The 26,880-nt window shown below is 63.9% G+C and carries 22 protein-coding genes; 13 read left to right on the forward strand and 9 right to left on the reverse strand.

Annotation, left to right across the window (positions count from 1 at the left end):
• Positions 1 to 22: 22 nt before the first annotated feature.
• Both CYR32_RS12680 and manA read right to left on the reverse strand, forming a co-directional pair.
• A complete protein-coding gene (locus tag CYR32_RS12680) occupies positions 23 to 1,585 on the reverse strand; it encodes a YdgA family protein (protein ID WP_101824891.1) in 1,563 nt (520 codons plus the stop codon).
• Positions 1,586 to 1,727: 142 nt separating this feature from the next.
• The gene (gene manA / locus CYR32_RS12685; RefSeq protein ID WP_101824893.1) at positions 1,728 to 2,906 is read right to left on the reverse strand and encodes a mannose-6-phosphate isomerase; all 1,179 of its coding nucleotides are present in this window, start codon (positions 2,904 to 2,906) and stop codon (positions 1,728 to 1,730) included.
• A gap of 217 nt (positions 2,907 to 3,123) precedes the next feature.
• Between manA and fumC the strand changes: the two genes are divergently transcribed.
• Positions 3,124 to 4,521 carry a class II fumarate hydratase gene (gene fumC, locus CYR32_RS12690; RefSeq protein ID WP_101824895.1) on the forward strand — a complete coding sequence of 466 codons (1,398 nt, stop codon included), beginning with the start codon at positions 3,124 to 3,126 and terminating at the stop codon, positions 4,519 to 4,521.
• Between the two features lie 52 nt (positions 4,522 to 4,573).
• On the opposite strand, the gene tus is transcribed toward fumC, so the two are convergent.
• The gene (gene tus, locus CYR32_RS12695) at positions 4,574 to 5,515 is read right to left on the reverse strand and encodes a DNA replication terminus site-binding protein (protein WP_101824897.1); all 942 of its coding nucleotides are present in this window, start codon (positions 5,513 to 5,515) and stop codon (positions 4,574 to 4,576) included.
• A 150-nt stretch (positions 5,516 to 5,665) separates the two neighbouring features.
• Positions 5,666 to 6,997, reverse strand: coding sequence for an MFS transporter (locus CYR32_RS12700; protein WP_101824899.1), 1,332 nt, complete (start codon positions 6,995 to 6,997; stop codon positions 5,666 to 5,668).
• 114 nt (positions 6,998 to 7,111) lie between these two features.
• Between CYR32_RS12700 and CYR32_RS12705 the strand changes: the two genes are divergently transcribed.
• The 4 genes from CYR32_RS12705 to CYR32_RS12720 all read left to right on the forward strand — a co-directional run bounded on the left by CYR32_RS12705 (position 7,112) and on the right by CYR32_RS12720 (position 11,824).
• The gene (locus CYR32_RS12705) at positions 7,112 to 8,047 is read left to right on the forward strand and encodes a LysR substrate-binding domain-containing protein (protein ID WP_101825026.1); all 936 of its coding nucleotides are present in this window, start codon (positions 7,112 to 7,114) and stop codon (positions 8,045 to 8,047) included.
• Between the two features lie 111 nt (positions 8,048 to 8,158).
• Entirely contained in the window at positions 8,159 to 9,376 is a 1,218-nt protein-coding gene (gene mlc / locus CYR32_RS12710; RefSeq protein ID WP_101824901.1) for a sugar metabolism global transcriptional regulator Mlc, read from the forward strand.
• Positions 9,377 to 9,547: 171 nt separating this feature from the next.
• Positions 9,548 to 10,216: a dethiobiotin synthase gene (bioD, locus tag CYR32_RS12715; RefSeq protein WP_101824903.1), complete on the forward strand. Its 669-nt coding sequence runs from the start codon at positions 9,548 to 9,550 to the stop codon at positions 10,214 to 10,216.
• A gap of 117 nt (positions 10,217 to 10,333) precedes the next feature.
• Entirely contained in the window at positions 10,334 to 11,824 is a 1,491-nt protein-coding gene (locus CYR32_RS12720) for an MDR family MFS transporter (protein WP_241523816.1), read from the forward strand.
• A gap of 91 nt (positions 11,825 to 11,915) precedes the next feature.
• Here CYR32_RS12720 and CYR32_RS12725 read toward each other — a convergent pair whose 3' ends face one another.
• Together CYR32_RS12725 and CYR32_RS12730 are read right to left on the reverse strand one after the other, a co-directional pair.
• Complete coding sequence (locus CYR32_RS12725) at positions 11,916 to 12,224, reverse strand: DUF1161 domain-containing protein (RefSeq protein WP_101824905.1); 309 nt, start codon at positions 12,222 to 12,224, stop codon at positions 11,916 to 11,918.
• A gap of 91 nt (positions 12,225 to 12,315) precedes the next feature.
• The gene (locus tag CYR32_RS12730; protein ID WP_420912836.1) at positions 12,316 to 12,666 is read right to left on the reverse strand and encodes a DUF1283 family protein; all 351 of its coding nucleotides are present in this window, start codon (positions 12,664 to 12,666) and stop codon (positions 12,316 to 12,318) included.
• Positions 12,667 to 12,834: 168 nt separating this feature from the next.
• On the opposite strand from CYR32_RS12730, the gene CYR32_RS12735 reads away from it, so the two are divergent.
• Positions 12,835 to 13,161, forward strand: coding sequence for a YnfA family protein (locus CYR32_RS12735; protein WP_101824909.1), 327 nt, complete (start codon positions 12,835 to 12,837; stop codon positions 13,159 to 13,161).
• Between the two features lie 54 nt (positions 13,162 to 13,215).
• Here CYR32_RS12735 and ydfG read toward each other — a convergent pair whose 3' ends face one another.
• Complete coding sequence (gene ydfG / locus CYR32_RS12740; protein ID WP_101824911.1) at positions 13,216 to 13,965, reverse strand: bifunctional NADP-dependent 3-hydroxy acid dehydrogenase/3-hydroxypropionate dehydrogenase YdfG; 750 nt, start codon at positions 13,963 to 13,965, stop codon at positions 13,216 to 13,218.
• 92 nt (positions 13,966 to 14,057) lie between these two features.
• On the reverse strand, positions 14,058 to 15,509 hold the full coding sequence (locus CYR32_RS12745; RefSeq protein WP_101824914.1) for an MFS transporter: 1,452 nt from the start codon (positions 15,507 to 15,509) through the stop codon (positions 14,058 to 14,060).
• Positions 15,510 to 16,072: 563 nt separating this feature from the next.
• Between CYR32_RS12745 and guaD the strand changes: the two genes are divergently transcribed.
• The 7 genes from guaD (at position 16,073) to CYR32_RS12780 (ending at position 25,878) form a co-directional block, all read left to right on the forward strand.
• Positions 16,073 to 17,386: a guanine deaminase gene (gene guaD, locus CYR32_RS12750; protein WP_101824916.1), complete on the forward strand. Its 1,314-nt coding sequence runs from the start codon at positions 16,073 to 16,075 to the stop codon at positions 17,384 to 17,386.
• A 129-nt stretch (positions 17,387 to 17,515) separates the two neighbouring features.
• A complete protein-coding gene (xdhA, locus tag CYR32_RS12755; protein WP_101824918.1) occupies positions 17,516 to 19,024 on the forward strand; it encodes a xanthine dehydrogenase small subunit in 1,509 nt (502 codons plus the stop codon).
• Positions 19,017 to 21,431: a xanthine dehydrogenase molybdopterin binding subunit gene (xdhB, locus tag CYR32_RS12760; RefSeq protein WP_101824920.1), complete on the forward strand. Its 2,415-nt coding sequence runs from the start codon at positions 19,017 to 19,019 to the stop codon at positions 21,429 to 21,431. Before xdhA ends, xdhB begins: the two co-directional genes overlap by 8 nt.
• Complete coding sequence (xdhC, locus tag CYR32_RS12765) at positions 21,418 to 22,206, forward strand: xanthine dehydrogenase accessory protein XdhC (RefSeq protein WP_101824922.1); 789 nt, start codon at positions 21,418 to 21,420, stop codon at positions 22,204 to 22,206. The genes xdhB and xdhC overlap by 14 nt, the downstream gene beginning before the upstream one ends.
• 207 nt (positions 22,207 to 22,413) lie before the next feature.
• Entirely contained in the window at positions 22,414 to 24,693 is a 2,280-nt protein-coding gene (dcp, locus tag CYR32_RS12770) for a peptidyl-dipeptidase Dcp (protein ID WP_420912837.1), read from the forward strand.
• 244 nt (positions 24,694 to 24,937) lie between these two features.
• Positions 24,938 to 25,621 (forward strand): esterase, encoded by a 684-nt coding sequence (ypfH, locus tag CYR32_RS12775; protein ID WP_101824924.1) that lies wholly within the window; start codon positions 24,938 to 24,940, stop codon positions 25,619 to 25,621.
• 74 nt (positions 25,622 to 25,695) lie between these two features.
• Positions 25,696 to 25,878 (forward strand): YodC family protein, encoded by a 183-nt coding sequence (locus CYR32_RS12780; protein ID WP_101824926.1) that lies wholly within the window; start codon positions 25,696 to 25,698, stop codon positions 25,876 to 25,878.
• Here the strand turns inward: CYR32_RS12780 and CYR32_RS12785 are convergent.
• Entirely contained in the window at positions 25,875 to 26,690 is an 816-nt protein-coding gene (locus CYR32_RS12785; RefSeq protein WP_165698238.1) for a sugar phosphate isomerase/epimerase family protein, read from the reverse strand. The two genes, CYR32_RS12780 and CYR32_RS12785, sit on opposite strands and share 4 nt — an antisense overlap.
• Positions 26,691 to 26,880: the final 190 nt, after the last annotated feature.

Genomic DNA, 26,880 nt, shown 5'->3' on the forward strand with positions numbered 1-26,880 from the left:
GTTGGTCAGCGTAATGTCACGATTATTGTGCCGGAGCCGGAGCCGGAGCCGGGACAGGGGCCAGCGGGGCAGGCGGTACCGCCGGGGCGGCCCCGGGTGCCGGGGCGACGTCAGCCGGGCCGCCAAAGATGCCGAACAGGCCGGCAAACTGTTGCAGCGTCATCTTCTGGCCGTTCAGGTCAACGATGTTGTCAGCAAAGTGGAAGCGGGTGGTGATGGTGTCATCCTTGACCGTGGTCAGTTTGAACATCTGGCCCATCGCCGCCAGCCCTTGTACCTGCTGTTTCGCCAGCTTCTCCGCGTCCGCCTCGCTGTAGCCCTGCATCTTACCGATCTGCGTCGCCATCTGGGTGGCCATCGGCATCGGGATAGTCAGGGTGGCATCCAGGTTATGCACCAGCTGCGAGATCAGCTGGTCCTGCGTCTGGGCGGCAGGCTGCCCGGCGGCCGGGGCGCTGAAGTCCAGATTCAGGGTAAAGGTGCTTTCACCGGCGCTGTTTTTCCAGCTCAGCGGGCTGACGCTGATGCTCGGGCTGCCCTTCAGCAGCAGCGGCAGGTTCTGGCTGAACAGGGCTGCCGCCTGCGCCTGATAGACTGCCGGGTCGAGCTGCTCGCCCTGCTGCACCAGCTGCATCGCCTGCTGGTTATAGCTGTCGGAGAATTGCTTCAGCGCGGCGCTGTCGAGCTTGTCGAGTTTCACCGTCAGCTTGCCGGCCCCGAGATCCGCCCCCTGCACCTTCAGCGCGCCGAGGCTGTAGTCCAGCTGGCCGTGGATGGTGTTGGCCTGCTCGCCGAAGTTGCTGTTAAGGCGCACATCCTCCAGGGTGGCAGCATCTTTGCCCTCTACGTTGAAGATCACCTGCCTGGCGGTGAGGTGCTGTTCGCCGAGGCCGATCTGCACGCTGCCTTTGCGGGTGTTGCCATGGGCATCCACACCGGAGAGGGTAATTTTCTCCAGCTGGCCGAACTGGTTGCGCGAGGTCAGGGCGATGCTGTCGCTGTTGGCGCTGACACTCGCCTGGTCGCCGTCACGGGAGATTGCCGCATTCACCGTGGCCCCGGAGAATTGCAGGCGGGTGGCGTTGTTCTGGTAGTCGATCGGCACCAGGGTGATGGCGGAGTCGGTGTCGCCGCTGTAGGCGATGCGCGTCTCGGCCGTCGCCGGGGAGACGCCCTTGGTCATCTCAAACAGCCCCTTCACCGCCGGGGTGTTGGCCAGCTCGCTGTGTACCGAGGCCATCGACGGGATCAGGTTAAATTTCTTCAGCTGTGCCAGCGGGAAGGGGCCGTGGTCGATGGTTTCATTGAACGCCACCTCTTCGCCCGGTTTCAGGGCGGTTTCACCCTTCGCGGCCGGGTCTGCCTGGAGCACAAAGCGCGCGCGGCTGCTGAACAGGTGGCGCTGGTAATCCTGGTAGACCAGCCGCACGCCCGCCTGCGGGTACTGCGAGGCGATCTGGCCGTTGGCCTGCGCCACGATCTCATCGATACGCTGCTCGAACTGTTTGCCGGTATACCAGGCCGCGCCGGTCCAGGCGGCACCCAGCACCACAATCACACTCACGGCAATTAACGATTTTTTCATAATCCGCTCATCCTTTTTTGGGCACGGAAAAGGTCCGTGCAAAATGTCCACGCGCCGTCGGCAAAAAAAAACGCCCGCAGGCGTTTTTTCTCAACTGGCCGGCCCCAGTTTAGCAAGAAACCGGGCAGGGCGTCGGCGGGAATCAATCCAGCTGGTTGAATACCCGCGCAATACGGCCAATGCCGCTCACGGTAACCGGGGATTCAAACGCGCCGATAAAGCAGGATTCGCCCGGCTTCAGCACCACCTGCTCACCGTTTTTCTCCAGCACCGTTTCCCCTTCCACACAGAAGATGATGGCCGCGCTCTGCTGTGCCAGCGCCTGCGGCTCTGCGGAGAGGTCATGCAGGGAGAAGGCGAAATCTTCGACCGGGATCGGGAAGTTCAGCTCGCTGCCGCGCTGCTGCGGCTGGGTCAGCAGGGTGGCGGTGGGTTTCGGCTCAAACTTCAGGTTCGCCATCAGTTCCGGAATGTCGATGTATTTCGGCGTCAGCCCGGCGCGCAGCACGTTGTCGGAGTTGGCCATCACTTCCAGCGCCACGCCGTTGAGGTACGCGTGCGGGGTTTCGGCGTAGAGGAACATCCCTTCGCCCGGCTGCAGGGTGATCACATTCAGCAGCAGCGGCGAGAAGAGGCCGCTGTCATCCGGGTAGAAACTGGCGATGCCGCGGATGGCGTCCCAGGTTTCGCCCTGCTGGTTGTTCAGTGCCGCTTTCAGGACGCCCAGCGCCAGGGATTTGGTCTCCCCCTCCATGCTCAGCAGCCCGGTGAACAGCGTCGCCAGGTGATCGGTGTCCGGGTGTTGCAGGAAGGCGGCGATGTCCGGGTGCGCGCCGGCCACCGGTTGCAGCAGGGAGACGATGTCGCTCAGCTCACGGAAACCGTTCAGCGCCTGGAACGGCGTCAGGGCGAACACCAGCTCCGGCTTGTGGTTCGGGTCTTTGTAGTTGCGCTCGGCGGCATCCAGCGGGATCCCGGCCTCATTCTCTTTGGCAAAGCCCACTTCCGCGGCGGCCTTGCTCGGGTGCACCTGGATGGAGAGCGGCTGGTCAGCGCACAGCACCTTGAACAGGAACGGCAGCTCGCCGAAGCGGTCCGCCACGGCCCGGCCCAGCCAGGTGGCCGGGTCATCCCCGATCACATCGCGCAGCGCGCGGCGGTTGCCCTGGGCATCCGTGACCTCAGAGCTGCTTTTGGGGTGGGCACCCATCCACAGTTCGGCCATCGGTTTGCCCTGAGGGTTGGCAATACCGTACAGGCGGGTCAGTGCGTCCGGGCTGCCCCAGGCGTAGTTCTGAACGGCGTTGTGCATCTTTTGCATGTGGCTATCCTGCTCATGAAGAAAATAGGGGGAATTAACGAAATTCTGGTTAGTAAACAGTGAGTACGGGTGCTTATCAATAAGGAAAATCTAATAAATCAAACTGAGTCGCATAATGCGCTGCTTTTCTGTGTCACTATAGTAGGCGGTGCCGCGGGCACGCATGGGAGCGTCCGCGGCATACTCATTTATGTGCTATGTATCTAAGGAGAAAGTAATGGCAGCCACTCGCATTGAAAAAGACTCAATGGGGCCGATTGAAGTTCCTGCAGAACAGTTGTGGGGCGCGCAAACCCAGCGTTCACTAGAGCATTTCCGCATTTCCTCGGAAAAAATGCCCACCGCGCTGATCTACGCCCTGGCGCAGACCAAACGCGCCGCCGCCAGCGTTAACATGGATTTGGGCCTGCTGCCTGCGGAGCGCGGCAACGCGATCCTGCAAGCCGCAGACGAAGTGCTGGCTGACAAGCACAGCAATGAGTTCCCGCTTTCGATCTGGCAGACCGGTTCCGGCACCCAGACCAACATGAACATGAATGAGGTGCTGGCCAACCGTGCCAGCGAGCTGCTGGGCGGCGAGCGCGGCGACAGCCGCCTGGTGCACCCGAACGACGACGTCAACAAGAGCCAGAGCTCGAATGACGTCTTCCCGACGGCGATGCACGTTGCCGCGGTGATCGCGGTGCGTGAATCCCTGCTGCCGGAGCTGAAAACCCTGCAACAGACGCTGGCAGACAAGGCGGAAGCCTTCAAAGACATCGTCAAAATCGGCCGTACCCACCTGCAGGACGCCACGCCGCTGACCCTGGGCCAGGAGATCTCCGGCTGGGTGGCGATGCTGGCGCATAACCTCAAGCACATTGAAGCCTCGATCCCGCACCTGTGTGAGCTGGCGCTGGGCGGCACCGCCGTGGGCACCGGCCTGAACACCCACCCGGAATACGCGGAGCGCGTGGCGAAGGCGCTGGCTGACCTTACCGGCCAGCCGTTTGTGACTGCGCCGAACAAATTCGAGGCGCTGGCCACCTGTGACGCACTGGTGCACGGCCACGGCGCGCTGAAAGGGCTGGCGGCCTCGCTGATGAAGATCGCCAACGACGTGCGCTGGCTCTCTTCCGGCCCGCGCTGCGGCATCGGCGAAATCTCCATCCCGGAAAACGAGCCGGGCAGCTCCATCATGCCGGGCAAGGTCAACCCGACCCAGTGTGAAGCGATGACCATGCTCTGCGCGCAGGTGCTGGGCAACGATGTGGCGGTGAACATTGGCGGTGCGTCCGGCAACTTCGAGCTGAACGTCTTCCGCCCGATGGTGATCCACAACTTCCTGCAGTCGATCCGCCTGCTGGCAGACGGGATGCGCGGCTTCAACGAGCACTGCGCGGTGGGCATTGAGCCGAACCGTGACCGCATCACCCAGCTGCTCAACGAGTCGCTGATGCTGGTGACGGCGCTGAACACCCATATCGGCTATGACAAAGCGGCCGAGATCGCCAAAAAGGCGCACAAAGAGGGGCTGACGCTGAAAGCCTCTGCGCTGAAACTGGGCTACCTGACGGAAGAACAGTTTGACGAGTGGGTACGCCCGGAAGAGATGGTCGGCAGCATGAAGCTGTAAGCCCTCTCCCTGGGAAGCAAAAAGCCGGCGCTTGCCGGCTTTTTTACGCCCGTCAGTTGACCGGGTGGTCGGTGTAGAGGTGCAAACGCGGGATCAGCAGATGCAGCGGCTGCGCGGCCGGGCGGTATTTATGCTTGATGTTGGCCGCGTCGTAGTCGGGCAGGGCGCCGAGTTTCGGGGCCTTGACGTGGGAGCCGACGCGGCCGCACAGCACAATCAGCGGCATCGGGCAGGGGTGCTGCACCTGCTTCTGCTGCGCCGGATACCAGGCCCGGGCGATCGGCTGCACTTTCACCGGGCGGCGGATCTTCAGCGCGGCACTTTCCGGCAGCCGCATCACGTCGTTGATCTCCCGCGTGATGTGCTCAGCCCACTGCTCGCGGGTGTAAGGGGCCACGGCGCGCCCGGCCTTCAGGCTGCGGTTAAGCTGTGCGACGATCTCTTCACGCGTCACATTTTTGATGATGTGCTTGTTCGCCCAGCCGAAATTCACGGAGCCCGGCTCCAGCAGGTAGGTCACGGTGCGGTAGGCGTTCAGGGTGATCAGCCCGCGCAGGTGGGTGTGGACGAAGTCAAAACGCTGCTCGCGCTCCAGGCCCGACTCCACCGTCACGATGTGCTCCAGCTCCGCCTTCAGCTTGTTTACCTCTTCGATCAATAACTGCACGGCCTGCTGCTCGTCCGGCGTCACCGCGTAGCAGAGCACGCCCGGCAGCCTGACCGCCGATTTGCTGCTGACGTTTTCGGCATTGTCATGGATGAACAACCGGCGAAAGTGTTGCAGCGCCCGCTGGTGCGCCGCGTCGCCTGTCAGCGGGGTTACCGCGATCTGGTCTGCCGGGTCATTCTCCTTGCCTTTCTCAATCTCCGGCAGCACAAACACCCGCGCCTCCTGCAGGGAGAGCTTGCCCAGCAGGTGAATCAGGTCATCCAGCGCCAGCTCCAGCTCATGAAAACACTCATTCATGCGGCCAATCAGATCATAGTTACTCATTCACCCCTCCAATTAGTTACAACACACTTTATACTGCATAAAAAACAGGCTGGCTACCCCGGCATCACGGTTTTATGCGCCTAGCAGGTAAAAAAGGCCGGAATTCATGGAAAAGAGGGGAAACCGGGTGCGCGGGGCACCCGGTGGGGGTCAGGCAGGTTTACGTTTTTCCGGCAGGGCGCTCAGCCGCCGGGCGACCAGCAGGCCAACCAGCAGCATCACGCTGATGTAGCCCACCACACCCAGCCAGCCGAAGCTGTGCCAGAAGAAGCCGCCGCCGGTGCCGGCGAGGCTGGAGCCGGCGTAGTAGCAGAAGAGATAAAGTGAAGAGGCCTGCCCCTTGGCGCGGCGCGCGCGACGGCCGATCCAGGCGCTGGCGACCGAGTGCGCGGCGAAGAAACCGCCGGTGACCAGCACCATCCCGGCCAGGATCACCGGGACCGGGGAGAAGCCGGTAAGCAGAATCCCGGCCAGCATCATGCCGATGGCCCCCATCAGCACCGGGCCGGGGCCGTAGCGGGTGGAGAGCAGCCCGGCTTTCGGCGAGCTGTAGGTGCCCATCAGGTAAACCACAGACAGAATCCCCACAATCGCCTGGCTGAGGTGGTAGGGCTGGGTCAGCAGCCGGTAACCGATGTAGTTAAACAGCGTCACAAAGCTGCCCATGATCACAAAGCCTTCCACAAACAGCAGCGGCAGCCCGGCGTCACGGAAATGAAGACGGACGTTGATCAGCAGGTTGCGCGGGCGCAGGGAGGTGGGGCGGAAATGCTTCGACGGCGGCAGAATACGCCAGAACATCAGCGCCGCCGCCAGGGCAAACACACCCACCGCGCCCACGGCCACCCGCCAGGAGAAGAAGTCCGACAGCACCCCGGCCACCAGGCGGCCGCTCATGCCGCCCAGGGAATTGCCGCTGATATACAGTCCCATCGAGAAGGCCACCACGCTCGGGTGGATCTCCTCGCTGAGGTAGGTCATCGCCACCGCGGCCACGCCGCTCAGCGCCAGCCCGATCAGGGCACGCATCAGCAGGATGCCGTCCCAGCTGGTCATCACGGCACAGACCAGCGTGCCGGCCGCTGCCAGCAGCAGCGCCACCACCATCACCGGCTTGCGCCCGACGGCATCAGAGAGCGGCCCGGTGAACATCAGCCCAACGGCCAGCATCCCGGTGGACGCGGAGAGGGAGAGGCTGCTGCTGGCAGGCGAGATGCCGAAATCCTGCGACAGGATCGGCAAAATCGGCTGCACGCAGTAGAGCAGGGCGAAGGTCGCCAGCCCGGCGGAGAACAGCGCCAGCGTCACGCGGATAAACTGCGGCGTGCCGCGCTTGATAAACGGCGTGGCGGCGCGGGGCACCGCCGGGATAATCAGGGTACGGCGGGCAGCGGCGGGCAGCAGGGCGTCGTGGGCGGCGTCACTGTCGTTGGCGGCATCATGGGCGGAACGGGCCTGTCCGGCGCGTTGGGGGCTGGTCACGGTCAATCCTTAATCTGGTCAAGCGGGTTGTCATTCAGGTGTAACAAAATCATAGGCAGGTCACATTTTCCTGTCTAATATATTAATAATCACAATTGATACTTTAAAAATATGATGAACATCGAACTGCGCCACCTGCGCTATTTCATCGCGGTGGCGGAAGAGCTGCACTTCGGCCGGGCAGCGGAGCGGCTCAGCATCTCCCAGCCGCCGCTGAGCCTGCAAATCCAGACGCTGGAGCAGCAGATCGGCGCGCGCCTGCTGGCCCGCACCAACCGCAGCGTCACCCTGACGCAGGCGGGCGAACAGTTTTTACGCCACGCCTACCAGATCCTGGCGCAGGTCAATGACGCGGCAGAGCAGGCGGCGCGCATCCACCGCGGCGAGGTCGGCGAGCTGACCATCGGCTTTACCTCGTCGTCGCCGTTTATCGGCAGCATTTCACGCAGCCTGCGCCGCTTCCGCCAGATCCACCCGCACGTGCACATCCAGATGGAGGAGCTGAACACCAAACAGCAGATCGGCCCGCTGCTGGAGGGCAAGCTGGATCTGGGCGTGATGCGCAACACCGTGCTGCCGGAGGCGCTGCACTACCAGCTGATGCTGCGTGAGCCGCTGGTGGCGGTGCTGCCGGAGGATCACCCGCTGGCGGTGGGCAACCCGGCGCAACTGGCGGTGCAGGCGCTGGCCGACCAGCCGTTCGTCTTCTTCTCCCGGCTGGTCGGCACCGCCCTGTATGACGAAATCCTCGACCTGCTGGCGGCGGCGGGTATCCGCCCCTACATCACCCAGGAGGTAGGGGAGGCGATGACCATCATCGGGCTGGTCTCGTCGGGGCTGGGCGTCTCTATCCTGCCCGCCTCTTTTATGCGGCTGCGCATCAGCGGCGTGCGCTATGTGCCGCTGGACGACCCGCACTTCGCCACCCAGGTCTGGCTGGTGAGCCACCGCCACCGGCCGCTCACCGCCCCGGCACAGGCGCTGCTCGGCCTGCTGCTGGAGGATCGCGGGCTGGCCGCACCGGGGCAGGCACCGCAGGGAGCGGGGTGAATTTGTGCGTCAAATCACATAACGAATCAAATAGTTGTCCCTGCGCTCCCAAAGGATTGTGATGTCGAATATGATTTATTTTGAGGCGCGAAAAATAGCAGGAGCAGGTAAGTGAATGTCGATGGGCAACCCGGGCATATTGATCAAATTAAACAAACCAATGCAGGGGCTGTGTATCGACTGATCGACCAATGCGGGCCGGTTTCGCGCATTGAACTCTCTAAACGGGCGCAGCTCGCGCCCGCCAGCATCACCAAGATCGTGCGTGAGCTGCTGGAAGCCCATCTGGTGCAGGAAACCGAATTCCAGGATGTCGGCAGCCGCGGCCGCCCGGCCGTGGGGCTGGTGCTCGACACCGACGCCTGGCACTTCCTCTCCGGCCGCATCGGCCCCGGCACCCTGACGCTGGCGCTGCGTGACTTAAGCAGCCGGCTGGTGGTGGAGGAGCAGCTCCCGCTGGCCGCAGAGGGCGACCAGCCGTTGCTGGAGCGCCTGCTCAGCGCCATCGACCAGTTTTTCATCCGCCACCAGCACAAGCTGGAGCGGCTGACCGCCATCGCCATCACCCTGCCGGGCATGATTGATGCCGCCGCCGGGGTCGTCCACCGTATGCCGTACTACCCGGTCAGTGAGATGCCGCTCGGCCCGGCGCTGGCGCAACGCACCGGCGTGCCGGTGTTCCTCCAGCATGACATCGGTGCCTGGACAATGGCGGAAGCGTTGTACGGTGCGTCACGCGGGTCACAGGATGTGATTCAGGTGGTGATTGACCACAACGTCGGCGCCGGGATCATCTCCGGCGGGCGGGTATTGCACAGCGGCAGCCGCAGCGTGGCGGAAATCGGCCATGTGCAGGTCGACCCGTACGGCAAGCGCTGCTACTGCGGTAACCACGGCTGCCTGGAGACGGTGGCGGGCATCGACAGCCTGCTGGCACTGGCGCAGCAGCGGCTGAAGGTCTCCATGAGTTCGCTGCTGCACGGCGTGCCGCTCACGGTGGATGCCCTGTGTGATGCGGCACTGGCCGGTGACCCGCTGGCCCGCGACCTGATTCTGGACGTCGGCAACAATGTCGGCCGCATTGTGGCGATCATGGTCAACCTCTTCAACCCGGACAAAATCCTGGTCGGCTCGCCGCTGAACCGCGCCGCCTCGATCCTCCACCCGGCGATGATGGCCTGCATCCGCCAGCAATCGTTGCCCGCCTACAGTGACGCGCTGCAACTGGAGGCAACCCATTTCCACAACCACGGCACCATGCCGGGCGCGGCGCTGATCAAGGATGCCCTCTACAACGGTTCATTGCTGGTCAAGCTGTTGCAGGGGTGATCCGGGGTCAGATCATATTCGCCGTAGTTATGAATACTCACCAAACAAAACCTTGCGCTATCTCAAGATAGCGCCTGCCTCCGATCCCCTAGACTGACCCGATAACGTGACCGCCGCCACACCGGCTGCGGTAATTTTTTGATTTACCACGATTTTCGGAGCAGACCCACCATGTTGACGCAGGTATTTGTCACCGGCACCGATACGGATGCCGGCAAAACCATTGTTTCACGCGCGCTGTTGCAGGCGCTGGCCGCGCAGGGCACGCAGGCCGTGGGCTATAAACCGGTGGCCACCGGGTGCGTGGAGACCGCCGAAGGACGGTGCAGCAAAGATGTGCTGACGTTACAGGCGGCCTCAACGATCCCGCTGCCCTACAGCGCCCTCAACGTGCTCTCCCTCGCAGAAGATGAACCCTGTGCCGCCCCGGCGGACGGCACGCTGTTCAGCCGGATGGCGGACGGGCTGGCGACGCTGAAAACGCAGGCCGGGTGCGTGGTGGTGGAGGGCTGCGGCGGCTGGCGGACGCTGCTGGATGCGCAACACAGCTATGCGGACTGGGTGATCGCCCGGCAGTTGCCGGTGATTCTGGTGGTCGGCATCAAGCAGGGGGGCATGAACCACGCGCTGCTGACCGCCGACGCGATCCTCAATGACGGGCTGCCGCTGCTGGGCTGGGTGGCGAACCGCATCAACCCCTGCCTGGCGCACTACGCGCAGACCATTTCACTGCTCAGCAGCCACATCCCCGCGCCGCTGCTGGGCGAGATCCCCTACCTGCCGCGGCCGGAAACGCGCGAACTCGGGCACTTTCTCGATCTCAGCCGCGTGGTGTACTGACGCCGCCTTGCCGGTGATTTCCGGCACCCCTCGCAAAAACTGCCTGTGGCCCGCCCGGTATGGCAGCGGGCTGATATACTCAGAGTGAGAATAAAATCAGCGAATTGCGAAGGTTGAATGAAACAGCACGACACCTCTTCAAACCAGGTTCCCCATCGCCGCCTGGTGTTAGCCGCCTGTATGCTGGCGATGTTTATGGCCGCCATCGAGGTCACCATTGTGGCCACCGCCATGCCGACCATCATCGGCGAACTCGGCGGCTTCTCTCTGCTGGGCTGGGTCTTTGCCGTCTACCTGCTGACGCAGGCGATCAGCGTGCCGATCTACGGGCGGCTGGCGGACCTCTACGGCTGCCGGCGGATGTTCTTTATCGGGACGCTGATTTTCCTGCTCGGCTCGGTGCTGTGCGGCGTGGCCCCGTCGATGCTGTGGCTGATCCTGTTCCGCGCGTTGCAGGGGCTGGGCGGCGGGGCGATTATGCCCATCGCCTCTACCATCATCGCCCATATCTACTCGCCGGTAGAGCGCTCAAAAGTGCAGGGCTACCTGTCGAGCGTCTGGGGGATTTCCGCCATCGTCGGCCCGCTGCTGGGGGCGTTTATCGTCCAGCATTTCAGCTGGGCGCTGGTGTTCTGGATCAACGTGCCGATCGGCATCGTGGCGATGCTGATGCTGGGGCGCTACCTGCCCGCGGCAGAAAAAGGGCACCCGCACCAGCTTGACCTGGCGGGCACCGGCTGGCTGACGCTGTCGGTCTCCGCGCTGCTGCTGGCGCTGTTGCAGGCAGAGGCGCTGGGCGTCGCCATGCTGCCGCTGCTGGCGGTGGCGCTGGCGGCAGGGGTAATGCTGGTGCGGCGGGAGCGGCGCGCGCCGGAGCCGCTGTTCCCGCTGGCGCTGTGGCAAAGTAGGGTGATCGTCGCCGGGAACATCGGCGGGCTGATCATGGGCGCGGTGCTGATGGGCATCAGCGCCTTTCTGCCGACCTTCGTGCAGGGGGTGCTGGGCGGCACGCCGCTGGAGGCGGGCACCACGCTGGCGCTGGTGTCGATCGGCTGGCCGCTGGCCAGCACCCTGAGCGGCCGCCTGATGCTGGCGACCTCCTACCGCGTCACCGCGCTGTGCGGCGCGCTGTTGCTGATTGCCGGCAGCCTGATCCTGCTGCTGGTCGCGCCGGGGCAAACCCTCTGGTGGGCGCGGCTGGCCGCCTTCACCGTGGGCGCAGGGATGGGGCTGAGCAACACGACGTATCTGGTGTCGGTGCAGAATGCGGCGGAAGCGAACATCCGCGGCATCGCCACCGCATCCACCATGTTCTCCCGGCTGATCGGCTCCGCCCTTGGCACGGCGATCCTCGGGGCCACGCTGAACCTCAACCTGCAACAGCGCCTGCCGGGGGTGAATGACCCGGTGCAGCAGTTGATGGACGGCGCGCAGCGCACTGCGCTGGGCAGCGACCGCCTCCAGTGGCTGACGGAGCAGGTGGCGGTGTCACTGCATTGGGTATTTGTGGCGGCGGCGGTCATGGCGGTGCTGACGCTGGTGTCCGTCTGGCTGATGCCGGGCCGCCAGCGGCCGGTGGAGCCGGAAGCCGAGGGCAGCCGCCCCTGAGCAGGCACGGCGCACCGGCGTTAAGCCCCCCATAAAAAATCAGGGCACCCAAAAGGGTGCCCTGATGTCAGGTGCAGCCGGCGGCTTACGGTCAGTGTACCGTGGCCGCGTCCTGGCTGGTGCCGGTCTGCGGGCTGGCGGTCGCTTCTGCGTCGCTGCTGCCGTCACCGGTTTTGCTGTAAACAATTTTCTGTGTGTCGTTTTCGCAATGGCCGACCACCTGCCCGCCGGACTGGTCAGCCTGGTCGTTCGGCACGATGTCCAGCGTAAAGCCCGATTCCGGCACGCCGTTATTAATAATTTTCTGGCTGATGTCCGCCTTCACGCTCTCACAGGAGGCCTGTGCTGCCAGCGGGGCGACGGCCAGTACGGCCGCTGCAAATAATAACGATTTCTTCATCTTTCCATCCTTAAGTAAATAAAGTCATCAGGCAGTTAAAGATAGCAGCCAAATTCCCCCTCCGTAGGAAATTTAACTTAAGTCAATGTTTTTAAGGATTAATCTGACGGCCGGTACGGCGGTCCAGACAGCGCTCGGTATTGGCTTCCCAGTAAGCGTTCAGGTTCAGGCTTTTTTCACAATCCTCACGCTGGTCGATGGCGTTATCGAACTTATCAAACTCTTTCTCGGCGCGGTTGTTGACCTTTTTCCGCAGCATGCGGGTGTCATCCCACTGCTCTTTGTTCTGGCGCGCCTCTTCATTGGAGAGCGCATTGTCACCGTTGCCGTTGAAAATACAGGTGCCGCTGGCGCAATTGGTCGCGGCCAGAGCCGGAACCTGCCAGGCCGCACAGAGCGCGACCAGGGCAACAGGCGCGATCCTGCGCAGCAACCGGGGCATAAATGTTGTATTCATCATCTTATCCTTATAGGTTATCCGCCGCAGGCGACCGCCTGCGCTGGCTCAGCGCGGCGGGATCACAGGCCGCGTGATAAACGAATTATAACACCTTGCGGGGCCGCCACCAGCCGGGCCGGCACCCGGTTTACGGATGATTGAAGGACGACCATGATAAAAACCACCCTGCTGTTTTTCGCCACGGCGCTGGCCGAGATTACCGGCTGCTTTCTGCCCTGGCTCTGGCTGAAGAAAGGGGGCAGCGGCTGGCTGCTGCTGCCGGCCGCCCTGAGCCTGGCGCTGTTTGTCTGGCTGCTGACGCTGCACCCGGCGGCCAGCGGGCGCGTCTATGCGGCCTACGGCGGGGTCTATGTGCTGACGGCGCTGCTCTGGCTGCGGGTGGTGGACGGCGTGCGCCTGACAACCACCGACTGGCTGGGCGCGCTGGTGGCACTGGCCGGGATGCTGATTATCGTCTCCGGCTGGCGTAACGGCTGAGGGGAAAAGGGGAGAAAAGCGGGGCGGACGCGCCCCGCAGGCGGCATCACGCGTTTACGCGTCGCGATGCACTTTCAGCCCGGCAAAGGACTGGCTCACCGGCATGATCTCCAGCCGGTTAATGTTGACGTGCGGCGGCAGGTTACAGGCCCAGAACACTGACTCGGCGATGTCATCCGGCATCAGCGGGTTGGCGTTGTCGTAGGTCTGGCTCGCCTTGTCATCGTCGCCTTTGAAGCGCACGTTGGAGAACTCGGTGCCGCCCACCAGCCCCGGCTCGATGTCGGTAACGCGCACCTGCGTACCGGCCAGGTCGGCGCGCAGGTTAAAGCTGAACTGCTTCACAAACGCCTTGGTTGCGCCGTAGACGTTGCCGCCCTGATAAGGCCAGCTCCCGGCAATCGACCCCATATTCACCACGTGGCCGCGGTTGCGTTCCACCATGCCCGGCAACACGGCGCGGGTCATAAACACCAGCCCCTTGGTGTTGGTGTCGATCATGGTTTCCCAGTCATCGTTGCTGGCTTTGTGCGCCGGTTCCAGCCCCAGCGCCAGCCCGGCGTTGTTCACCAGCACGTCGATGTCGCGCCACTCCGCGGGCAGCGCCGCCAGCATCTCCTCGATGGACGCCCGGTTACGCACATCCAGCTGTGCGACATACACCTGCTCACCCAGTGCCTGCTTCAGCGCATCCAGCCGCTCCTGACGGCGGCCGGTGGCGATCACCTTATGCCCCTCGTTGATGAAACGGCGGGTAATGGCTTCACCAAATCCGGCCGTTGCACCGGTAACCAAAATAATCATGTCATTGTTCCTTAATGGCTAATGGTTTTCTGAGATTCCTACGAGTACCACACGCCGCCGCCCGGCGGCAATGTAATGATGCGATCCACAGGCTATTTGGCGGAGTCCGCCGGGGTTTTACGCCGGGCACCGGCCGCCTCCTGCAAGGTTTTCTGGCGCACGCTGTCCCCGGCGGTGGTGCCGAGCGTAAAGGTGTCGGCCACCGCCAGCAGGGCCAGCAGCCCCATCATGATAAAGGCGAAGTGGAATGCCGCCAGTGAGGGCACCGCGCCGCTGCCCGGTGCCAGCCACTCCCCGGCGCGCAGCGCCAGCGCACCCAGGGCGATGCCCAGCCCGCCCCCGAGTTGCTGCGACATATTAAACAGCGTATTGGCCCCGCCCATGCGCGGCTGCGGCACCTCGGAGAAAGCCAGGGTGTTGAGAGCGGTAAACTGCATCGAGCGCGTCAGCCCGCTGACGAACAGCAGCGCCGCAATCAGGGCGAGCGGTGTCTCCGGGGTGATCAGCGCGCAGGCAAAAATGGTCAGCGCATTCAGCACGCCGTTCACCCACAGCGTGGTGCGGAACGGGAAGCGGTAGAGAATGGCCGAGGTAAAGGGCTTCATCACCAGGTTACCGGCAAACACCGCCAGCACCAGCAGCCCGGCATGGAACGCGTTCATGCCGAAACCGAGCTGGAACAGCAGCGGCAGCAGGAACGGCACCGCGCCGATGGCGATGCGGAACAGGCTGCCGCCGAAAATGGTCACGGCGTAACTCTTCAGCCGCAGCGCCCAAAGGTCCAGCAGCGGGTAGGGGGTGCGCCGCGCATGGTAGAGGGCCAGCGCCCCCAGCAGCAGGCTGACCCCAATGCAGAGCGGCGGCAGCCAGGGGCGCTCCGCCACGCCGTTAAACAGATCCAGCCCGAACATCAGGCCAAAACAGGCCAGCCCGCTGAGCATAAAGCCGGTGACGTCAAAGGGTACGGTATTGTCGCCCGGCTCTGCGGGGATCAGCCGCAGGCTGAACAGGATGCCAATCACCCCCAGCGGCAGGTTCAGCAAAAATATCCAGTGCCACGAGGCGTACGTGGTGACAAACCCGCCCACCGCCGGGCCGAGGATCGGGGCCACCAGCCCCGGCCAGGTGATGGTGGCAATCGCCTTGATCAGCCCCGACTTCGGCGTATTGCGCAGCACCACCAGCCGCCCCACCGGCACCATCAGCGCCCCGGCAAAGCCCTGAAGCATCCGCGCGGCGGTAAAGGTCATCAGGTTAACGCTCAGGGCGCAGAGCAGGGAGGAAAGGGTAAACAGCAGCAGGGCGGCGGTGAAGACCCGGCGCGCACCGAAACGGTTGGCGATCCAGCCGCTGGCCGGGATAAACACCGTCAGGGTCAGGATGTAGGCGGAAACGCCGATATTCAGGTCAACCGCCTGCACCCCGAAGGCGTGCGCCATCTGCGGCAGGGCGGTGACAATCACCGTGGCGTCGAGGTTCTCCATAAAAAAGGCACCGGCCACCAGCAGCGGCAGAGCCGGCCCGTCCGGGGCACCACGCTTCATTGCGGCCTCCCTGCTGCATCCGTTTGATGAGTGTGAACCGGGTTACACCGTTGACCAGATCCGGACATGGCACCGCCTTTTTTATTATTGAGGGAAGGGGCAGAAGATCTTGAGCATAACCGATCGCGCCTGACCGTCAACCGGTGCACCTGCGGCCCGATTTCCCACCTGCGGCGTTACGCAGAGCTTTATTTTCCTGAAAGAAAGGCGGCCAGCAAGAGATGCCCCTGACCCTCGCCGGCGCAGCAAAAACAGGCCAATTTATCTGGCGGTAAAAAAGCGCACCCGGTGCCGTTTTTTTCACCGGTGCGCCGGGGTGGTGCAATGCCCCCGCCGGCCCCGCAAGGCAACCGTTTGCTTATCGATGGCGTTGACAGCCAGTGCGAAAAATCAGACGTGGAATATTCGCTGTTTTCAAATAAAACCATTCTATACAGTAAGTTAAATAAAAAATCCGCACCCTGGCATACCCCTTGCTTTATCTCATAGACATAACATTTATGCACCATACTGCTTAACGACCCCCAATGACGGGGACGCACATTTTCTGAGAAGGGCTGATCATGAACCAGAGTGTGACCCGCGCTGTCCGCGGCGCCATGTTTGACCTTACCGGCCCTGTCAGCGGCCCGGAGGAGATTGAAAGCCGGGTACGGTACGTGGAGGACGGCGCGCTGCTGCTCAGCGGCGGCCATATCGTCTGGCACGGTGACTGGCAGGCGGCCCAGGCGCAGCTGCCGCCCGGCACGCCGGTGACAGACTACCGCGGCAAACTGATCGTGCCCGGCTTTATCGACACCCATATTCACTACCCGCAAACGGAGATGGTCGGGGCCTATGGTGAGCAGTTGCTCACCTGGCTGAAAAACTACACCTTCCCGACCGAGGCGCAGTACCACTGTGCCGGGCACGCGGCGGAGATGTCGGCGTTCTTCATTCAGCAACTGCTGGCGAACGGCACCACCACCGCGCTGGTGTTCGGCACCGTCCACCCGCAGTCGGTGGAGGCGCTGTTCAGCGCGGCGGATGCGCTGAAGATGCGGCTGATCGCCGGCAAAGTGATGATGGACCGCCACGCGCCGGAAGCGCTGCTGGAAGAGGCGGAAACCAGCTACGCCCAGACGCGCGACCTGATCCGCCGCTGGCACAACCACGGCCGCCTCGGCTATGCACTGACGCCGCGCTTTGCGCCGACCTCCTCACCGGCGCTGCTGGAGGCGGTGCGCCGCCTGCGGGACGAATTCCCGGACACCTGGGTGCACACCCACCTCAGCGAAAACAGCGACGAAGTGGCGTGGGTGAGGGAGCTTTACCCGGACCACGATCACTACCTCGGCGTCTACCACGATTACGGCCTGACCGGCAAAAAGAGCGTGTTTGCCCACTGCCTGCACCTCTGTGATGACGAATGGGCCTGCATGGCGGCCAGTGATTCCAGCATCGCCTTTTGCCCCACCTCGAACCTGTTTCTCGGCAGCGGCCTGTTCCGGCTGCAAAAGGCGTGGGAGCAGCGGGTGCGGGTCGGCATCGGCAGTGACATCGGCGCGGGCACGACGTTCAGCATCCTGACCACGCTGGGCGAGGCGTACAAAGTGGGGCAGTTGCAGCAGTACCGGCTCTCCGCCTTTGAAGCGTTCTACCACGCGACGCTCGGCGGCGCGCGCGCCCTGCACCTTGACGACAAGATCGGCAACTTCGACCCCGGCAAAGAGGCAGATTTCGTGGTGCTGGACGGCAACGCCACTGCGTTGCAACAGCTCCGCGCCGCCAACAGCAACACGCTGGCGGAGAAGCTCTTTGTGCTGATGACCCTGGGCGATGACCGCAATATCCACGCCACCTGGGTCAATGGCACGCCGGTCTATACCGCCAGGTGACGCCCCGCGCGGGGCGTTGTATTGCCTGATTATTGACTTGCCTGATTCCTGACGACCGCACTGCGGCCACGTCATCCGATTTAGCCGGTGCCGCCCGGGCGGCACCCACCGAGCCACGGGGAACACTGCATGATCCAGTTTTTGCTTAACCAACGCCTGCACCGCGAAAGCCAGCTCGACCCCAACACCACGGTGCTGAGCTGGCTGCGCCGCACGCAACAGCGCTGCGGCACCAAAGAGGGGTGCGCCTCCGGCGACTGCGGGGCCTGCACCGTGGTGCTGGCCGAACCGGCAGGCGACCGGCTGCGTTACCGCACGGTCAATGCCTGCATCACGCTGGTCAGCGCCCTTGACGGCAAACAGCTGATCACCGTGGAAGATCTCAAACAGCGTGACCAGCTTCACCCGGTGCAGCAGGCGATGGTCGACTGCCACGCCTCGCAATGCGGCTTCTGCACGCCGGGGTTTGTGATGTCGCTGTTTGCGCTGCAAAAACAGGGCGGGCAGGGGAGCACCGAACAGGCGCTGGCCGGCAACCTCTGCCGCTGCACCGGCTACCGGCCAATTGTGGCGGCGGCTGACCAGCTGGCGGCACAGGAGACAGCGGACGATCAGTTTGATCAGACCGAGGCGCAGACCCTGGCGCGGCTGAAGGCGCTGGCCGCGGAGGCCTCTGTTTCCGGAACCTCTTCCTCCCAGCCACCGGCAGGCGTGCGCCAACTGACGCACGACGGCCGTCGCTGCCTGATGCCCGGCTCGCTGGACGCCCTGGCCGCGGCCTATCTCGCTGAACCCCAGGCACGGCTGGTGGCGGGCGGCACCGATCTGGCGCTGGCGATCACCCAGCGCAGCCAGCGCTTCCCGCTGCTGATTTCGCTTAATCAGGTGCCGGAGTTGCGCGCCGTTGAACAGCAGCCGCATCAGCTGGCGATTGGCGCGGCCGCGCCGCTGACGGACTGCCTGCCGCTGCTGCGGGAGCGTATCCCGGCGTTTGCGGATCTGCTGACGCGTTTCGCCTCGCAACAGATCCGCAACCAGGGCACGCTGGGCGGCAATCTGGCAAACGGCTCGCCCATCGGTGATGCCGCGCCGGTGCTGCTGGCGTTGAATGCCGCGCTGGAACTGCGGCGCGGCAGCGAGACACGCACGCTGCCGCTGGATGATTTCTTCCTGGGCTACCGCCAGACGGCGCTGCAACCCGGCGAATTTATCACCCGCATTCTGATCCCCGGCGTGACAGTGTCACAAAAAGAGGCTGCCTCAATGCCGCTTAACGTGACAACGTCACTTTACGTTTACAAGGTTTCCAAGCGGCTGGAGGATGACATCTCCGCCGTTTGCGCCGCCTTTAACCTCGACATTCAGCACGGCGTGGTGCATCGCGCCCGGCTCGCCTACGGCGGCATGGCCGCCACCCCGGCGCGGGCGCACCACACCGAACAGGCGCTGGTGGGCCAGCCGTGGCAGCTCGCTACGGTAGAGCTGGCCTGCCGGGCACTGGCGGAGGATTTCACCCCCATCAGCGATTTCCGTGCCGGCAGCGCCTACCGGTTGCAGGTGGCGCAAAACCTGCTGCGCCGCGCCTATTTCGAACACGCCGCCCCGCAGCAGATCATTAAGGTGACCGACTATGTCTAAAGCGATACCGGCCATGAGCCAACAGGAGATGGAAGCCCTTTTTCGTACCGGGCTGACGGGCGGCGTCGGCCGCAGCCAGAAACATGAGAGCGCCGAAAAGCATGTCACCGGCGAGGCAATCTATATTGATGACCGGACAGAGTTTCCCAACCAGCTCCACCTGGTGCCGCGCCTGAGCGACGTCGCCCACGCGGAGATTGTGCGGATCGATCTGGCGCCGTGTTATGCCTTCCCCGGCGTGGTGCGGGTGTTCACCGCGCAGGATGTGCCGGGCGACAATGACATTGCGCCGCTGACGGTGGGCGACCCGCTCTTTGCTGACGGCAAAGTGGAATACCTCGGGCAGGTGGTGCTGGTGGCGGCGGCGGAAGACCCGCACACCGCCCGCCTCGCCGCTGAGGCGGCGATCATTGAATACCGCGAACTGCCGGCGATTTTCGATGTGAAAACGGCATTGCAGGCGGGGCACCTGGTGGAGGCGAGCCACCACCACCGGCGCGGGAATTCCGCCGCCGCCCTGGCCGCCGCGCCGCGCCGTGTGCAGGGTGAGCTGCACATCGGCGGGCAGGAGCACTTCTACCTGGAGACGCAGATCGCCTCCGTGATGCCGGGCGAAGACGGCAGCGTGCTGGTCTACAGCTCCACCCAGAACCCCACCGAGGTGCAGAAGCTGGTCGGGTCGGTGCTCGGCGTGCCGATGCACAAAGTGGTGATCGACATGCGCCGCATGGGCGGCGGTTTCGGCGGCAAAGAGACGCAGGCCGCCGCGCCCGCCTGCCATGCGGCGCTGGCGGCGCGCCTTACCGGCCGCCCGGCCAAAATGCGCCTCTCGCGGCAGGATGACATGCTGATGACCGGCAAACGCCACCCGTTCTACGTGCGGTATGACGTCGGGTTTGACGACCGCGGGGTGATCCACGGCATTGAGATTGAACTGGCGGCCAACTGCGGCTACTCCCTCGACCTCTCCGGCTCGATTGTTGACCGGGCGATGTTCCACGCGGACAATGCCTACTACCTCGGCGACGTCACCATCACCGGCCACCGCTGCAAAACCCACCTCGCCTCGAACACCGCCTACCGCGGCTTCGGCGGTCCGCAGGGCATGATGGCGATTGAAAACATCCTCGACCATATCGCCCGCGAAACCGGCCACGACCCGCTGGCAGTGCGCCGCGCCAACTACTATGGCGGGCCGGGGCGCGACGTCACCCCCTATTACCAGACGGTGGAGCAGAACCTGCTGCATGAGATCACCGACGAGCTGGCGCAGAGCGCGGACTACGCCGCACGGCGCAGGGAGATCGCCGCCTTCAACGCCGCCAGCCCGGTGCTGAAACGCGGGCTGGCGCTGACGCCGGTGAAATTCGGCATCTCTTTTACCGCCAGCTTCCTGAACCAGGGCGGGGCGCTGGTGCTGGTCTACACCGACGGCAGCATCCAGCTCAACCACGGCGGCACCGAGATGGGCCAGGGGCTGAACACCAAAGTGGCGCAGGTAGTGGCCGAAGTGTTCCAGGTGGACATCCGCACCATCCAGATCACCGCCACCGACACCGGCAAAGTGCCGAACACCTCGCCCACGGCCGCCTCCTCCGGCACCGATCTCAACGGCAAGGCGGCGCAGAACGCGGCCGAAACCATCAAACAGCGGCTGATCGCCATGCTGATGGCGAACCATCAGGCCACCGCGGAGGAGATCGTCTTCTCCAACGGCGTGGTGCGGGTGAAAGATCGCTACTACCGCTTTGCCGAGGTGGCGCAGCAGGCGCACTTTAACCAGGTGTCGCTGGCGGCCACCGGGTACTACCGCACGCCGAAGATCTTCTACGACCGCGACAAAGCCGCAGGCCACCCGTTCTACTACTACAGCTACGGCGCGGCCTGTGCCGAGGTGATCATCGACACCCTGACCGGCGAGTACCGGCTGTTGCGCACCGACATCCTGCACGATGTGGGGGACTCGCTGAACCCGGCCATCGATATCGGCCAGGTAGAGGGCGGCTTTGTGCAGGGCATGGGCTGGCTCACCTGTGAGGAGCTGGTGTGGAGTGAGCGCGGGCAACTGCTGACCCAGGGCCCGGCCAGCTACAAAATCCCGGCGATTGGCGATGTGCCGCCGGACTTGCGCGTCAAACTGGTGGAGAACCGCAAGAACCCGGAGGAGACGGTGTTCCACTCCAAAGCGGTGGGCGAGCCGCCGTTTATGCTGGGCATTGCCGTGTGGTGCGCGCTCAAGGATGCGGTGGCCTCACTGGCGCACTACCGGCACCACCCGCCGCTTGACGCCCCGGCCACGCCGGAACGGGTATTAACCGCAGCGATGGCGATGCAGCAGCAGGCAGATCGTGACGTTGTCACACCAAACGCGGCGGAAGCCGGGGAGCAGGCTTATGCATCACGATGAGTGGCTCACTACCCTGACCATGCTGCAACAGCGCGGCGAGCCGTGCGTACTGGTCACGGTGGCGGAGCATCAGGGATCGACCCCGCGTGACAGCGGCAGCAAAATGGTGGTCACGGCGGAGCGCTGCTACCACACCATCGGCGGCGGCCACCTGGAGTTTCAGGCGCTGGCGCAGGCCCGGGCGCTGCTGGCGAGCGCCGCCCCCGCCGCCCGGCTGGAGCGCTTCCCGCTGGCGGCGCGGCTCGGGCAGTGCTGCGGCGGCAGCGCCACCCTGCTGTTTGAGCCGCTGGTCACGCCCCGGCCGCTGATTGCGGTGTTTGGCGCCGGGCATGTCGGCCGGGCGCTGGTCAACCTGCTGGCAACCCTGCCGTGCCGTGTTCTCTGGGTGGACAGCCGCGCGGCGGAGTTCCCGCCCGCGTTGCCGCCGGGAGTGGCGCAACGGCTCACCGACGCGCCGGAGGAGGTGGTGGCCGAACTGCCGCCGGGCAGCTATTTCGTGGTGCTGACCCATGACCACCAGCTCGATCTGGTACTGAGTGAACAGATCCTGCGCCGGGGCGATTTCCGCTACTTCGGGCTGATTGGTTCCGCCACCAAGCGCAAACGCTTTGACTACCGCCTCAGCGGCAAAGGGATCAGCGAGGAGCGGCTGCAGCGGATGCGCTGCCCGATCGGGCTGCCGGATGTCACCGGCAAACTGCCGGCGGAGATTGCGGTGGCGATTGCCGGTGAAATTATCGCCAGTTACCAGGCCGATCGCGGAATTCTTGCGTAACATTTCGCAAAAAAGCATGACAGCATTTTGCCGAAGCGGGCAATGCCACCTATGCTCATGAGGTCATTTATCAGCAGCTTAGCCGGCGGCGAGGGCGCAACCGGCTCACAGGGAGGCGTCTTTCCGCTTATGGTCACTTCTATCGCACATACCGGCGCACACCGCCACGGGCTATCTTCATCTTCTCACCGTCCCGTTTTCCCCGCCTTGCGCCTGTCGCCGCTGTTCCTGGCGCTGGCGATGGCCTGCGGGGGTGCCGTCTTACCGGCCGGGGCGGCGGCTCCTGCCGCTGCCGCCCCCACTACAGCAAAGGAGCCGGCCATGCCGAGTGAACAACAAAGCCCATCCTCACCTACGGCGGTTCTGCAACGCCTTGAAAACCCGTTTTTCTCCGTCAGCCCGCTGAGTATGCAGGCCCCGGCGTTCGATAAGATCAAAGAGAGTGACTACCGCCCGGCGCTGCTGGAGGGCATCCGCCAGAAGCAGGAGGAGGTAGAGAAGATCGCCGCCAACCCGGACGCGCCGACCTTTGAGAATACGCTGGTGGCGCTGGAGCGCACCGGCAGCCTGCTGACGCGGGTGAACAATGTGTTCGGCGCGATGACCTCGGCCAACACCAGCGACGCGCTGCAAAAACTCGACGAGGAGATCGCCCCGAAACTGGCGGCGCTGGGGGATGCCATTCAGCTCAACAGCGCGCTGTTCAAACGCATCGACACCCTCTACCAGCAGCGTGACACGCTGCAACTGGGCGCGGAGGATCGCCGCCTGCTGGAGGTGACCTGGCAGGATTTCGTGCTGGCCGGCGCCAAACTCTCAGACGCTGACAAAACCGCGCTGAAGCAGCTTAACCAGGAGGCGGCCACCCTCAGCACCCGCTTTACCCAGCGGCTGCTGGCGGCCACCAAAGAGGGCGCGCTGACGGTGAAAGATCAGGCGCAACTGGCGGGGCTGAGCGAGGCGGAGATCGCCGCGGCGGCCGCAGCCGCCAAAGAGCGCGGCCTGGAGAACCAGTGGGTGATGGTGTTGCAGAACACCACCCAGCAACCGGCATTGCAGAGCCTGGAAGACCGCGCCACCCGGCAGGCGCTGTTTGAGGCCTCCTGGAACCGGGCGGAGAAAGGCGACGCCAACGACACCCGGCTGATGATCGCCCGGCTGGCGCAGGTGCGCAGCCAGCAGGCCAAACTGCTCGGCTTCCCGACCTATGCCGCCTGGAAGCTGCAGGACCAGATGGCGAAAACCCCGGAGGCGGCGCTGAAATTTATGCACGAGATTGTGCCGGCGGCCACGGAGCGGGTAAAACGCGAAGCGCAGGACATTCAGGCGCTGATCGACAGCCAGAACAGCAACAACCCGAAAGGCAGTTTCACACTGGAAGCCTGGGACTGGCAGCACTACGCCGAGCAGGTGCGCAAGGCGCGTTATGACCTCGACGACGCCCAGATCAAGCCCTACTTTGAGTTGAACAACGTGCTGGAAAACGGCGTGTTCTACGCGGCGCAGCTGCTTTACGGCATTACCTTCAAGGCGCGGCCTGATCTGCCGGTCTACCACCCGGATGTGAAGGTCTATGAGGTGTTCGACAAGAAAGGCAAGTCGCTGGCGCTGTTCTACACCGACTATTTCAAGCGTGACAACAAGGGCGGCGGGGCCTGGATGAGCAACTTCGTCGACCAGTCAAAACTGCTGGGCACCCGGCCGGTGATCTATAACGTCGCCAACTTCGCCAAACCGGCGGAGGGGCAACCGGCGCTGCTCTCCTGGGACGATGTGATCACCATGTTCCATGAGTTCGGCCACGCGCTGCACGGCATGTTCGCCGACCAGCAATACCCGTCGCTCTCCGGTACCAGCACGGCGCGGGACTTTGTGGAGTTCCCGTCACAGTTCAACGAGCATTGGGCGGATGACCCGAAAGTCTTTAACCATTTCGCCCGCCACTACCAGACCAAAAAGCCGATGCCGCAGGAGCTGCGCGACAAGATCGAAAAAGCCGCGAAATTCAACAAAGGCTATGAGATGACCGAGCTGCTGGCCGCCGCGCTGCTGGACATGCACTGGCACGCCCTGACCGCCGACCAGCCGGTGCAGGATGCCGACGCCTTCGAGGCCGCAGCGCTGAAACAGGACGGGCTGGACATCAGTTACGTGCCGCCGCGCTACCGCTCCAGCTACTTCCAGCACATCTGGGGCAACGGCTACGCCGCCGGCTATTACGCCTACCTCTGGACGCAGATGCTGGCCGATGACGCCTTCGAAGGCATCCAGGAGCAGGGCGGCCTGACGGCGAAGAACGGCCAGCGTTTCCGCGACCAGATATTGTCGCGCGGCAACAGTGAGGATCTGGAGCAGCTCTACCGCGACTGGCGCGGCAAAGACCCGGAGATCGGCCCGATGCTGAAAGAGCGCGGCCTCACCCCGGACGAGGAGACCCCCGCGCCAGCCGCCGCCCCGGCCCCGGCCGCAAAACCGATCGGTAAATAAGCCCTGAGTGATACCGGCCCCGCAGGAGGCGGGGCCGGTTCAGCGCAAGAATTCAGGGAGCGGGGGAAGTCACCGTTTCAGGTCACGTTGCCTCTCACCCGCGCCCCGTGCGTTACCGCTGTCAGGCTGCATCACGCGCCACCCGGGGGCGGCACCCCGTTAACCCCGGTGTGATGGTCTATCCTTTGGGGAGAGCCTGCCCGTCGCGTTCCGGCGGCGGGCGGGGCCACACAGAGGAGCGGGTATGGAGTGTCAGGAATTTCTGCCGGATGAGGCGCAGGCAGGCGGGCCGCAACAGCTGATGGTGCTGCTGCACGGGGCCGGCGGCCACCCGGACGACCTGGGGGCGCTGGTGATCACCTTGCGCCAGCACTGGCCGGCGGCGGCGATTATTGTGCCGGAAGCGCCGCAGCCCTTTGATGCCGATGACGCAGACCCGGAAAGCCGCCAGTGGTTCTCGGGCCGCGCCATGCGTGAGCAGGATCTGGCGGCGCGGGTTGCCGAGGCGCTGCCGCCGCTGCTGGCCGAGGTTCAGCAGGCCCAGCGGCGGCTGGGGCTGACCGGCGCGCAGACGGCCCTGATTGGCCTGGATCAGGGGGCGATCATGGCGCTGGAAGCCAGCGCCCGTGAGCCGTCGCTGGCCGGGCGGGTAGTGGCCTTCTCCGGCCGTTACGCCACCTTGCCGCAGCGCGCCGCCCCGGCCACCACCTTGCACCTGCTGCATGGCGGGGCTGACCCGGTGATTGAGGTGCGCCACGCCCAGGCGGCTTTTGCGCGGCTGAAGGAGATTGACGCCGACGCGACGCTGGACATCGCCTGGGAGGCGGGCCATGAGCTGAATGCGGACCTGCTGGCCTGCGCCATCGACCTGTTGCAGAGCTATGTGCCGCAGCGGTTATGGCGGGAAGCGATGAGCACGAAATTTTAAGGTAAACGGCCGGAAAACAGGCTATTTTTGGGGAGAGATACCCACATAACGTGACATAACAGAAGGAGAAAGGCATGGAATTCAAAACCGGGGATATCGTCCAACCCAAACGCGGCGGCCAGAAAATGACAGTCAGAAGCGTGGACGGTGACAGCGTAGAGTGTACCTGGGGCAATGTGGGGGAGGAGCAAACCCGCGCTTTCAGCGCGCAGGAGCTTGCCCCTTACCATGAAGAGGGCGATTTCGGCGTCTGCTAACGCTCAATAGCCAGTGCCTGCCACACGGCGGCGCTGCGGCGGATCTCTGCGTCCAGCCGCCGCCGGTCTGATTCAGTCTGCGGCGGCGTCATCGGCGTCAGGTGCGGCAGCACCAGCTCAATCGCCACATCCCCTGAAAAACCGATCTGCTTCAGCGCCCGGTACTGCGCCAGAAAGTCGATATTGCCGCTGCCGATCCCGGCGCGGTTGGAATCGGAGATGTGGTACATGCCCAGCCGGTCGCCCACGGCCAGGATCGCCTGCACCGGCGACGGCTCATTGATGTTCATGTGGAAGCTGTCGAGAATTATCCGGATCGCATCACTGCCCACCTCGTCCAGCATCGCCAGGCACGCCTGTGCCGTGTGGATCAGCGGCACTTCATAATGGTTGCACACCTCATACAGCAGGCTTACCCCCTGTTCCTGCGCATAGGCCGCCACTTCCCGCACGCACTCCACCAGCTGCGCGTAGGCCGCCTGGGTGTTGGCCGCCTGTTTGGTCCACTGGGACAGCCCCTGCAACGTCAGCGCACCGCTGCCGGTGTCGCGCGCATAGTCCACCAGCGTGTGGTAAAAGGCGATCGCCTGATCCGGCGTCGCCTGTGAGGCGCGGGGCGGGGCGCAGTCCAGCGGATCGATGGCGATTATCCGAATGTTATGTGCCGCGGCCGCCCGCTTCACGCGCTCCGCCGGGCACTGGCGCGGGTCGCCGCAATACTGCACGCCCGGCAGCCGGAGCGCGGCGGCGTGCGCCATCATGGTATCCACGTTGTTGACCCCCAGCGGCCAGCTCACGGTGGCAAGTTGCATCTTCTCACTCCCTGGTATTTTGCAGCTACACTGTTGAATATGGGCAAAATCCATTTTGCTGTGATCTGCCCTAGAGATTTGAAATCTTTATGTAAACAAGAGGTGTAATAAAAAAACACTCTTTCTACACAGCGTGTAAAACAGTTGTAACGCAGTACAGGGTATGATGCCAGCGAATAAGGCCTCCGCT

The organism is Chimaeribacter coloradensis (genome assembly GCF_002858715.1).
GTDB classification, from domain to species: Bacteria; Pseudomonadota; Gammaproteobacteria; order Enterobacterales; family Enterobacteriaceae; genus Chimaeribacter; species Chimaeribacter coloradensis.